9 protein-coding genes and 1 pseudogene are annotated in these 10888 nt (G+C 66.0%); 6 read left to right on the top strand and 4 right to left on the bottom strand.

Annotated features, from left to right (window positions below; all coding sequences use genetic code 11):
• From AC1Q64_RS22200 to AC1Q64_RS22185, 4 genes and pseudogenes are all read right to left on the bottom strand, one after another.
• Positions 1-89, bottom strand: a pseudogene (locus tag AC1Q64_RS22200) (electron transfer flavoprotein subunit beta/FixA family protein); the annotation flags it as partial.
• A 225-nt stretch (positions 90-314) separates the two neighbouring features.
• Positions 315-1643, bottom strand: a complete 1329-nt coding sequence (locus AC1Q64_RS22195; RefSeq protein ID WP_492252858.1) for a mechanosensitive ion channel family protein — start codon at positions 1641-1643, stop codon at positions 315-317.
• Between the two features lie 11 nt (positions 1644-1654).
• A complete protein-coding gene (locus tag AC1Q64_RS22190; protein ID WP_492252857.1) occupies positions 1655-2446 on the bottom strand; it encodes an enoyl-CoA hydratase in 792 nt (263 codons plus the stop codon).
• 93 nt (positions 2447-2539) lie between these two features.
• On the bottom strand, positions 2540-3445 hold the full coding sequence (locus tag AC1Q64_RS22185) for a histone deacetylase family protein (RefSeq protein ID WP_492252856.1): 906 nt from the start codon (positions 3443-3445) through the stop codon (positions 2540-2542).
• A gap of 101 nt (positions 3446-3546) precedes the next feature.
• On the opposite strand from AC1Q64_RS22185, the gene AC1Q64_RS22180 reads away from it, so the two are divergent.
• The 6 genes from AC1Q64_RS22180 (at position 3547) to AC1Q64_RS22155 (ending at position 10886) form a co-directional block, all read left to right on the top strand.
• Positions 3547-4467, top strand: a complete 921-nt coding sequence (locus AC1Q64_RS22180) for an AAA family ATPase (RefSeq protein ID WP_056058381.1) — start codon at positions 3547-3549, stop codon at positions 4465-4467.
• A 3-nt stretch (positions 4468-4470) separates the two neighbouring features.
• A complete protein-coding gene (locus AC1Q64_RS22175; RefSeq protein ID WP_492252855.1) occupies positions 4471-5514 on the top strand; it encodes a DUF58 domain-containing protein in 1044 nt (347 codons plus the stop codon).
• A gap of 125 nt (positions 5515-5639) precedes the next feature.
• Positions 5640-7679 (top strand): transglutaminase TgpA family protein, encoded by a 2040-nt coding sequence (locus AC1Q64_RS22170; protein ID WP_492252854.1) that lies wholly within the window; start codon positions 5640-5642, stop codon positions 7677-7679.
• Between the two features lie 159 nt (positions 7680-7838).
• Positions 7839-8951: a lytic murein transglycosylase B gene (mltB, locus tag AC1Q64_RS22165; protein WP_492252853.1), complete on the top strand. Its 1113-nt coding sequence runs from the start codon at positions 7839-7841 to the stop codon at positions 8949-8951.
• A 175-nt stretch (positions 8952-9126) separates the two neighbouring features.
• The gene (locus AC1Q64_RS22160) at positions 9127-10119 is read left to right on the top strand and encodes an ABC transporter ATP-binding protein (protein WP_492252852.1); all 993 of its coding nucleotides are present in this window, start codon (positions 9127-9129) and stop codon (positions 10117-10119) included.
• Positions 10120-10124: 5 nt separating this feature from the next.
• Positions 10125-10886, top strand: coding sequence for an ABC transporter permease (locus AC1Q64_RS22155; protein ID WP_056744038.1), 762 nt, complete (start codon positions 10125-10127; stop codon positions 10884-10886).
• Positions 10887-10888 lie beyond the last annotated feature (2 nt).

Genomic DNA, 10888 nt, shown 5'->3' with positions numbered 1-10888 from the left:
TTGGCGATGTCCACACCCGTGTTGTCCGACTTCACGCGGACCTTCACGTTGTAGTCCACCACGCGCTTGACAGGGACCAAGACCTTCATTGCTGCGGCTCCTAGAGAGTTGATTGAATTGACGTTTACGTAAACTAGAACATTCTATGTCGCACTGCAGCGAAAGCGCTACGGAGCCACCACACAGACTGCACAATCACAAAAAAGAACGATCGTGCTTTTTGTGAATTATAGGCGAGTGAACCCGGCCAGTGTCTAGAGTTTGCTGTCGCCTGCGCTACCGGGCCCCCGCCGGGGTATCACCCTGCAACTGGATCAGCCCGCCGAAGCCGGTGCTGGCGCGGGCGCCCCGGCAGGCGACATCGCTGCAGGGACTGCGCCATCGACCTGGACATGCATGACCCGCTGGGGGTAAGGGATTTCGATCTGGTGGGCCCGCAGCGCACTCAGGATGGCCCGGTTGATGTCCGAGCGCAGTCCCAGCGACCCGTTTTCAGGGTCCGCAATCCAGAAGCCCACGGTGAACTCCAGCCCGTCGGCACCGAAGGCCGACAGCGCGGCGCTGGGGGCCGGGTCACGCAGCACACGCGGGCTGACCAGGGCGGCATTAGTCAGCAGTTGGGCCACCTGGTCCACATCGCTCTCATAGGCCACGCTGACCACGGTGGACATCCACACGCGCGGGTCAGACAGCGACAGGTTTTCCACCCGCTGGGTGATCAAAAGTTCGTTGGGCACGATGGATTCGCGCCCCGAGGGCGATCGAATGACGGTGTAGCGGGCATTGATCTGCGTGATGCGCCCCTCGAACGTATCGAGTTTGACGTTGTCGCCAATGCGCATGCTGCGCTCGGCCAGGATCACAAAACCGCTCACATAGTTGGCCGCCAGCTTCTGCAGGCCAAAGCCAATGCCCACGCCGACTGCACCGCCCAGCACCGACAGCGCAGTCAGGTCGATGCCCACCGACGACAAGGCCACCAGCAACCCCACGAACACGAGCAGCGCCCGTACCGCATTGCTCACCGCCTTGCGCAGCGACAGCTCGGCACCCGTGGCCGAGCGCAGCAGGCGCGACTCGATGGCCGCCGAGATCCACAAGGCAATCAGCAACACCGCACCCGCAGTGACCGCACCTTCGATGATGGTGCGCACCGACAGCGTGGCCCCGCCCACCTTCCAGTGGATCTGGTCCAGTTCGTCGAGCACCAGCGGCAGCAGCCCGGTGACCCACAGCACCATGCCCAGCCAGGCCATCCAGGAGATGGAGCGCTCGATAGGCCGCACCCAGGCAGCGTCCGGATAGGCCACCTGCAGCACCTTCACGCCGATGCGAATGACCACTAGCGCCACCAGCACCGGGATTGCGACCTTGAAAGCGGCCAGCGCCACCCAGTGGTGCAGCAGCGTGCGCGCGATGTAGGCCAGACTCAGCAACACCAAAGGGAACAGCGCGCCATCCACGATCCGCAAACCAAACAGGATGGAGCGGGGGTCCCCCCGGCGCAGGCCCCGCTGCAACAGCGCTACCAGTCCCCAGGCCAGCCCCACGCAGACCGCAAGGGCCGCCAGCTCCACCAGCACCGTGGGGCTGAGAAAGGCCTGCACCCACAGGCCTACGTCGTCGAGCATTGCCTTGTCCATCGTGCGAGACCTCAACGCTTCCAGGCGGGCTGGCGCTTCTCGGCAAAGGCGCGGGCGCCTTCCTGGGCGGCGGCATCCATCATGTTGGTGGCCATGGTCTGGCCCGCCAGCTGATAGGCGGCATCCATGCCCAGCTCACGCTGCTGGTACACCAGCGCCTTGCCCATAGCCACGGCCACGCGCGGCTTTTGCAGAATGGACTGCACCAGTTGCTCGACCTCGGCATCCAGAACATCCGCAGGCACCACCCGGTTCACCAGCCCTTGCGCCAGCGCGGTCGGTGCATCGATGAAATCGCCCGTGAGCAACATTTCCATAGCGCGCTTGGCAGGTACGTTGCGCACCAGGGGTACGCTGGGCGTGGCGCAGAACAGGCCGTAGTGGATACCGCTGGTGGCAAAACTCGCGCTGTTAGCCGCCACGGCCAGATCGCACTGCGCCACCAGCTGGCAACCGGCGGCCGTCGCCATGCCCTGCACCCGCGCGATGACCGGCACGCTGAGCTTGTGGATGGTCAGCATCATGCGACTGCACTGGGCAAAGAGCTTTTGGTAGTACGCAAGCTCCGGATTCGCAGCCATGTCCTTGAGGTTGTGGCCCGCGCAAAACGCCTTGCCAGCAGCGGCCAGCACCACCACACGCACCGATTCGTCGCGGCCTGCTTCGTCCAGCGCCTGCTGAAGTGCCGTGAGCATCTCGCTGCCCAGCGCATTGAAGCGCGCAGGGTCGTTCAGGGTCAGGGTGACCACGCCACGTGGATCGCGTATCACTTCCAGCAAGGAATCTGCGTTTGAAATCGTCATGTCTTTACTCTCTCGTACCTGACCGGAGCGCACCCACGGCCAAAACCGGTGCAGCCCCGGAGCAGGCCGCCGGGCAGCGGCTCAGGGGGATAGTCACAAATCCGCCAGAACGCGCAGATGCGCCTCCACGCTGCGCGCCAGCGGCCCCATCACGTAGCCGCCCTCCAGGCACGACACAATGCGGCCTTTTGCGTAACGGCGGGCCACGTCTTTCACGCGCTGGGTGATCCAGGTGTAGTCCTGCTCGGTCAGGCCCAGCTGGCCCATGTCGTCCTCGCGGTGACCGTCAAAACCAGCGCTCACAAAGATCATCTCGGGCTTGAAGGCCTCCAGCCGGGGCATCCACATCATCTCGATGATCTCGCGGATGTCCATGCCGCGCGTGTAGGCGGGCACGGGCACATTGACCATGTTGGGGGCAGGATCGTGGTCGCCGCTGTAGGGGTAGAACGGGTGCTGGAAGATGCTGACCATCAGCGCCCGCGGGTCATTGGCGAGGATGTCCTCCGTGCCGTTGCCATGGTGCACGTCAAAGTCCACCACCGCCACGCGCTGCAGGTTGTAGCGCTGCAGCGCATATTTCACCGCTACCGCCACATTGTTGAAAAAGCAAAAACCCATGGCCTTGTCGCGGCAGGCATGGTGCCCCGGGGGGCGCACAGAGCAGAAGGCATTTTCGACCTCGCCCGCCATCACCGCGTCGGTGGCTGCCAGCGCGGCACCCGCGGCGCGCAGCGAGGCCTTCCAGGTGTGGGCGTTGATGGAGGTGTCAGTGTCGATCTGCGCATAGCTGGGGCCGCCGGCCATCAGTTCTTCGTTGAGCCGGTCCGACATGCCACGCAAGGCGGCTATGTGCATGCGGCCATGGGCCAGTTCGATGTCGGCCAGGGAGGCTTCGGGGGCTTCGTAGCGCTCCAGCGCGTCACCCACGCCGGTGACCAGCAAACGGTCTTCAATCGCATCCAGCCGCTCGGGGCATTCGGGGTGGCCCGGGCCCATCTCGTGTTTCCAACAATCCCGGTGGGTGAAATAGCCCGTCTTGCTCACAGTCTTGTCCCCGCGTCTCGCATTTTTTGCAGTTTTTCGGATAACGTCGTGCCATGAATGCACAGCACAAGATCAAATCGCTTCTGGATCAGCTTAACACGGTGATCGTGGGTAAAAAGGCCCAGGTTCAGGACTGCGTGGCCTGCCTGCTGGCGGGGGGGCACCTGCTCATTGAAGACGTGCCGGGTGTGGGCAAGACCACACTGGCGCACGCTTTGTCCCACACCTTTGGGCTGCAGTTTTCGCGCGTCCAGTTCACCGCCGACCTGATGCCCAGCGACCTGACCGGCGTGTCGGTGTACGAACGTGGCAAGGAAGCCTTTGTGTTCCACCCCGGCCCGGTGTTTGCCCAGGTGCTGCTGGCCGACGAAATCAACCGCGCGAGCCCCAAGACGCAAAGCGCCCTGCTGGAAGCAATGGAGGAAAAGCAGGTGTCGGTCGAGGGCGAAACCCGCGCCCTGCCCCACCCTTTCTTTGTGATCGCCACCCAGAACCCGCACGACCAGCTGGGCACCTTTGCGCTGCCCGAGTCGCAGCTTGACCGCTTCTTGATGCGCATCTCCATCGGCTACCCCGACCGCGCCGCCGAGCGCCTGCTGCTGTCGGGGGCCGACCGGCGCGACATGGTGAGCAGCCTGCTGCCCCTGCTGTCCGCCGACGAATTGGCCGAGCTGCAGCGCCAGGTGCAGGCCGTGCACACCGCAGATCCCCTGCTCAACTACGTGCAAGACCTGATCGCCGCCACCCGCTCGGGCCGCTGGTTCTTGCAGGGCCTGTCGCCCCGCGCGGGCATTGCCATGCTGCGCGCCGCCAAGGCCCAAGCGCTCATCAGCGGGCGCGACTATGTGGCCCCTGACGATGTGCAGGCCGTGCTGCCGCAAACCATTGCCCACCGCCTGGTACCCGTGGGCGACGCCGGGCGCGGCGCGGTCGAGCAGGTGCGCGCGATGGTGGATGCCGTGCCGCTGCCCTGACCGATGGAATCCGCCGCCCCCCCTTCCCTCACAACGACCACGGGCTGGCGCGGCCTGGCCGCGCGGCTCAGCCCCGTGGCGCGCCTTCGCAGACGCTTCCAGCGCTGGTGGCAGGCACGCCTGCCGCTGTCCGACACGCTACAGCTTACCCAGCGCAATGTCTATATCCTGCCCACCAGCTCGGGCTGGATGCTGGCACTCACGCTCGTTGTCCTGCTGGTGGCCTCCATCAACTACCAGCTCAACCTGGGCTACCTGCTGACCTTCTTGCTGGCAGGCAGCGCGGTGGTGGGCATGCACATCTGCCACGCCAACCTGCGCGGACTGACGCTGCACCTGAAGGCACCCGAGCCACATTTTCTGGGCACCAGCACGGCGTTTGAGATCCAGCTGTCCAGTGATCGCAAGTCGCCGCGGTATGGCATTGCCCTGGCCGTGCACGGCATCGGCAAGGCCGAACACCACTGGGCCTGGACCGATGTGCCCGCCCAGGGCCAGGCCAGCGTGCAGGTAGCCTTCCAGCCCGGGCGCCGGGGGCTGCACCGCGTGCCCACACTGACGGCCGAAACGCGGTTTCCGCTGGGCACCTTCCGCGTGTGGACCTACTGGCGGCCCGCTGCCGAGGTGCTGGTGTACCCCGCGCCCGAGGTGCCGCCACAACCCCTGCCGCCGGGCGAGCCCCGCGCAGGGGGCACGGGCAACGCGCCGTCGCAGGGCATTGGCGAATTCGACGGCGTGCGGGCCTACCGGCGGGGCGACCCGCTCAAACTGGTGGTCTGGAAGAAGGCGGCGAAGTCGCTGGCCACCGGCACCGACGACCTGGTGAGCCGTGACGCGCAACAGGCCCAGCGGCACGAGCTGTGGCTGGACCTGGCCCACGCCGCCTTGCCCAACCATGAGGCACGCGTGTCGCGCCTGACGGCCTGGGTGCTGCAAGCCGACCGCCTGGGCCTGGACTATGGCCTGCGCCTGCCCGGCACCGAAATCGCGCCTGACACGGGGGCCGCCCACCGCCGCCGCTGCCTGGAGGCGTTGGCCCTGTGTTGACCTGCCACTGCCCATTCCTGCCGAATTTGACCCCTATCGGCTCCAAGCGCATATTCATATTGCCCGAATAGCTATCAAATAAATAGCGCCATGAAATCCATCCCCCCCCGTTCCACCGCGCAGCCATGACCCTGCGCCAGACGCTCAACGCACTGCCGCGCGACGCGCGCGATACGCTGTTCCTGCTCGTTGTGATTGCGTGGGTCATCGCCCCGCAGGTCAACGTGTTGCCTGTATGGGCGAGCCTGCTGGCGGCCGGACTGATGCTGTGGCGCGGCTGGCTGGCCTTCAAGGGCCGCCCGCTGCCGACGCGCTGGGTGCTGGCCGTTCCGCTGGTGATCGCGGTGGCGGGCACGCTGTACACCCACCGCACCATCCTGGGCCGCGATGCAGGGGTGACGCTGATCGTGATGCTGCTGGCGCTCAAGATGCTGGAACTGCGCGCACGGCGTGATGCACTGGTGGTCTTCTTCCTGGGCTTCTTCACGATGCTCAGCAACTTCTTTTTCTCGCAGTCGCTGTTCACGGCGGCCGCCATGCTGGTGGCGCTGCTGGGGCTGCTCACGGCGCTGGTCAATGCCCACATGCCCGTGGGGCGGCCACCGCTGTCGCAGGCACTGCGCACGGCAGGCACCATGGCGCTGCTGGGCGCGCCCATCATGGCGGCCCTGTTCATGCTGTTCCCACGCATGGCGCCCCTGTGGGGCATGCCCAGCGACACGATGAGCGGGCGCAGCGGCCTGTCGGGTGTGATGAAGGTGGGCAACATTGCCGAGCTGGCGCTGGACGACACCGTCGCCATGCGCGTGCGGTTTGACACCCCTGGCGGCGCCGCGCCATCGCAGAGCGACCTGTACTTCCGCGGCCCGGTGTTTGGCACGTTCGACGGTGTCGAATGGCACCCGGTGTCGCCCCGCCCCGGTGATTTTTCGCCGGCGCGGGCCAGCACTGCGGCCAACCTGCGCGTGCAAGGGCAGCCCGTGCGGTATGAAGTGACGCTGGAGCCCCACCAGCGCCCCTGGCTGCTGCTGCTGGACGCTGCGGTGGACAAGCCCGCCGTGGCAGGCATGGAGACCTTCATGACGCAGGACTTGCAGTGGCTGACCAGCCGCGCAGTCACCGATGTGGTGCGCTACAAGGCCGAGAGCTACACGCAGTTTGCCCATGGCCCCAGCGCACTCACCGTCGGCCTGCGCACCTACACCGAGCTGCCCACGGGCTTCAACCCCCGCACGCTGGCGCTGGCCCAGCAGCTGCGCAACGACCCCCGGCTCAACCCCAACCCCGCGCAAGACAACGCCGAGGCCCTGGTCAATGCCGCCCTGAACCTCCTGCGCACCGGCGGATATGTGTACACGCTGGAGCCCGGCGTGTACGGCCAACACACGGCCGACGAGTTCTGGTTTGACCGCAAGGAAGGGTTTTGTGAACACATCGCCTCGGCCTTTGTGGTGCTGATGCGTGCGCTCGACATCCCGGCCCGCATCGTCACCGGCTACCAGGGCGGCGACCGCAACCCTGTGGATGGCCTATGGACCGTGCGCCAGAGCGACGCCCACGCCTGGGCCGAAGTCTGGCTCTCCGGCCGGGGCTGGGTGCGGGTGGACCCCACGGGTGCCGTGTCGCCCGGTCGCACCGGGGCCTTCCAGCGGCTGCGCGCCCCCCAAGGGGCGTTTGCCACCGCCATGGGCACGGTGATCAGCCCAGGCGTCGCGCAGAACCTGCGCGCCGTGTGGGAGGCCGTCAACAACAGCTGGAACCAGTGGGTGCTCAACTACACGCAAAGCCGCCAGCTGGACCTGCTCAAGTCTCTGGGCTTTGAGTCGCCCAGCTGGCAGGACCTCACCATGGTGCTGGGCATCCTGATCATCGTGGCAGCCCTCGGAGGCATGGGCTGGAGCCTGTGGGAGCGCAGCCAGCACGACCCCTGGCTGCGCCTGCTGGCCCGCGCGCGCCAGCGCCTGGCCCGTGCCGGGCTGGTGGTGCCCGACACCCTTCCGCCACGGGCCATGGCCGAGCGGGTACAGGCACAATTCGGCGCACCCGCTGCGGCCGTGGCCGACTGGCTGCTGCGGCTGGAACGCGTGCGCTACGCTTCCCACCCCGAGGCCGCCCTGGGCGATTTGCGGCGGGAGTTTCGGAGCATTGCCTGGCCAAAGCAGTGAATCATCCCCCTGAGCGGCTGCGCCGCTTCCCCCTTCTCTCGCGCTTTGCGCGGGAAGGGGGACGATGCCCTCGCTGCGGGGCGGCCCTTGCTCGGCATCCCTGGTCACAGGGCGCGTCAGTTTCAAAGCACCGGGCCCTACAAAGCTACAACCATTGACATGAAGAAGACAGCACCATGGACCACGACAGCTATATTTTTGATAGCTGCCTGTGCATTACCCGCTAGCGCAAAGCCCGAAAATCAACCCAAACCGGCGGCCCAGAAGGCACATGCCAAAGCCGGCCAGGCCCACCAGGGGCGGGCCAGTGCCAAGGCCCCGGAGCTCTACGCATCGCGCCCTGAGGCCATGGACTTTGCCGACGACCTGGCCGCGCGCCGCGACCTGGACCGTGAATGGGTGCGCCAGGCCATTGGGCAGGCGCACTTTTTGCCGCAGGTCCCCCGCCTCATGCTGCCGCCCGCCAAGGGCACGGCCAAGAACTGGCGCGTGTACCGCAGCCGGTTCATCGATCCCATCCGCATCCGCGCGGGCGTGCGGTTCTGGCAGGAGAACCAGTCCACGCTGGAGCGTGCCGAGCGCGAGTTTGGTGTGCCCGCCGAGATAATCGTGGGCATCATCGGGGTGGAGACCATCTACGGCCAGCAGATGGGTACCTTCCGTGTGATGGACGCGCTGGCCACCCTGGCGTTCGACTTTCCCTCCGCCCACCCGCGCGCCAAGGAGCGCACCGAATTCTTCCGCCGCGAGCTGGAGCAGTTCCTGAGCCTCACCAACCGCAGCAACACCGACCCGTTCGAGCCACGCGGCAGCTATGCCGGCGCCATGGGCCTGGGCCAGTTCATGCCATCGAGCTGGGTGCGCTATGCGGTGGACTTTGATGGCGACGGCCGCGTGGACCTGTTCAAGAGCCCGGCCGACGCCATTGGCTCGGTGGCCAACTACTTCCGGGGCCACGGCTGGACGCCTGGCATGCCCACGCACTTTGGGGTGCAGTTCGACAATGCGCGCCTGCAGCTGGACGACCTGCTCGCCCCCGACATCCTGCCCACCTTCAGTGCCGCCAGCATGTTGGCCAAGGGCGCTGTGCTGGATGCCCAGGGCGTGCAGCACACGGGCCCGCTGGCGCTGGTGGAACTGCAAAACGGCAACGATGCGCCCAGCTACGTGGCAGGCACCGAAAACTTCTACGCCATCACGCGCTACAACTGGTCGAGCTACTACGCCATGGCCGTCATCGAGCTGGGGCGAGAGGTGGCGGCGGCGCGCTGACCGCTGCCCCACCGCTGCGAACCACTCGCCGAACGGCGCAACCCGGGGGTTTCTGCGGGCTCGGAGCCCCCGCCCAGCACACTTGTGCAAGTCAGTCCACAATGCCCGGCTTTGACCGCTTGCACAGCGGCCCGGCCACGGCGGAACGCCCTGGCCCTCCCAGAGAACCCTCCCAATGCCTGCATCACCTTCTCCAGCACCCGACACGGACGCCATCGTCCGTGTACGCGGCCTGAGCAAAACCTACGCCGGCGGCTTTCAGGCACTCAAGAACATCGACCTGGACATCCGGCGCGGCGAGATCTTTGCCCTGCTGGGGCCCAATGGCGCGGGCAAGACCACGCTGATCAGCGTGATTTGCGGCATGAGCAATGCCACGGCGGGGTCCGTCACGGCCGATGGGCACGACACGGTGCGCGACTACCGCGCAGCCCGCGCTGCCATTGGCCTGGTGCCCCAGGAGCTGCACACCGACTCGTTCGAGACGGTGTGGGCCACGGTGAACTTCAGCCGGGGGCTTTTCGGCAAGGCCCCCAACCCCGCGTACATCGAGAAAATCCTCAAGGACCTGTCGCTGTGGGACAAGAAGGACAACAAGATCCTCGCGCTGTCGGGCGGCATGAAACGCCGCGTGCTGATCGCCAAGGCGCTGTCGCACGAGCCCAAGATCTTGTTCCTGGACGAGCCCAGCGCCGGCGTGGATGTGGAGCTGCGCCACGACATGTGGCGCCTGGTGCGGGAACTGCGTGACGCGGGCACCACCATCATCCTGACCACCCACTACCTGGAAGAAGCCGAGGACATGGCCGACCGCATCGGCGTGATCCGCAAGGGCGAATTGATCGTGGTGGAAGACAAGGCCGTGCTGATGCGCAAGCTGGGCAAGAAAGCGCTGGCCATCACGCTCCAACAGCCCATGGAGCAGGTGCCCGCATCGCTCACCCGATGGCCCCTGGCACTGAGCCAGGGTGGCACCGTCCTGACCTATACCTTCGACACGCAGCAGGAAGACACCGGCATCGCCGCCCTGTTGCGCGCCCTGGCCGAGCACGGCATCGACTTCAAGGACCTGCACTCCAGCGAAAGCTCGCTCGAAGACATCTTCGTCAGCCTGGTTCACAAGGGCAAGGTCACAACCCCTTCGCCCCAGAAAGCGATCCCAGCATGACCGGTGTGAACCTGCATGGCGTGCGCGCCATCTACCGCTTCGAAATGAACCGCGCCTTCCGCACCTGGATGCAGAGCCTCATTGCGCCCGTGCTCACCACCGCGCTGTACTTCATCGTCTTCGGCTCTGCCATCGGCTCGCGCATGGGCGACATCGGCGGGGTGAGCTATGGCGCCTACATCATCCCTGGCCTGCTCATGCTGTCGCTGCTCTCCGAGAGCATTTCCAACTCGGCCTTCGGCATCTACATGCCCAAGTGGTCGGGCACCATCTACGAGCTGCTGAGCGCGCCGGTCAACTGGGTGGAGGTGCTGCTGGGCTACGTGGGCGCGGCGGCCAGCAAGTCGCTGCTGGTGTCGGTGCTCATCCTGTCCACCGCCCGGGTGTTCGTTCCGTACGAGGTGGCGCACCCCGTGTGGATGGTGGGCTTTCTGGTGCTCACTGCCGTCACGTTCTGCCTGTTCGGCTTCCTCATTGGCCTGTGGGCGGACAGCTTTCAAAAGCTGCAGGTGATCCCGCTGCTGGTGATCACGCCGCTCACCTTTCTGGGCGGGGCGTTTTACAGCATCAGCATGCTGCCGCCGTTCTGGCAGACCGTCTCGTTGTTCAACCCGGTGGTCTATCTCATCAGCGGGCTGCGGTGGGCGTTCTATGGTCACGCCGACGTGCACATCGCGGTAAGCACCAGCATGACCTTAGTGTTCATGGCCCTGTGCCTCGCCGTGGTGCGGTGGGTGTTCAAGACCGGCCACCGCATCCGGCGCTGAGC

The sequence above is a fragment of the Acidovorax sp. GW835-FHT14G06 genome (genome assembly GCF_058793595.1).
This window is presented reverse-complemented; position numbering and strand designations above follow the sequence as displayed.

Bases quoted from the DNA above. Each gene is read 5' to 3' on its own strand.
- AC1Q64_RS22185 (WP_492252856.1), bottom strand. From the start codon at position 3,445: ATGGGCCCGGGCCACCCCGAATGCCCCGAGCGGCTGGATGCGATTGAA.
- AC1Q64_RS22170 (WP_492252854.1), top strand. From the start codon at position 5,640: ATGACCCTGCGCCAGACGCTCAACGCACTGCCGCGCGACGCGCGCGAT.
- AC1Q64_RS22160 (WP_492252852.1), top strand. From the start codon at position 9,127: ATGCCTGCATCACCTTCTCCAGCACCCGACACGGACGCCATCGTCCGT.
- mltB (WP_492252853.1), top strand. From the start codon at position 7,839: ATGAAGAAGACAGCACCATGGACCACGACAGCTATATTTTTGATAGCT.
- AC1Q64_RS22180 (WP_056058381.1), top strand. From the start codon at position 3,547: ATGAATGCACAGCACAAGATCAAATCGCTTCTGGATCAGCTTAACACG.
- AC1Q64_RS22195 (WP_492252858.1), bottom strand. From the start codon at position 1,643: ATGGACAAGGCAATGCTCGACGACGTAGGCCTGTGGGTGCAGGCCTTT.
- AC1Q64_RS22190 (WP_492252857.1), bottom strand. From the start codon at position 2,446: ATGACGATTTCAAACGCAGATTCCTTGCTGGAAGTGATACGCGATCCA.
- AC1Q64_RS22175 (WP_492252855.1), top strand. From the start codon at position 4,471: ATGGAATCCGCCGCCCCCCCTTCCCTCACAACGACCACGGGCTGGCGC.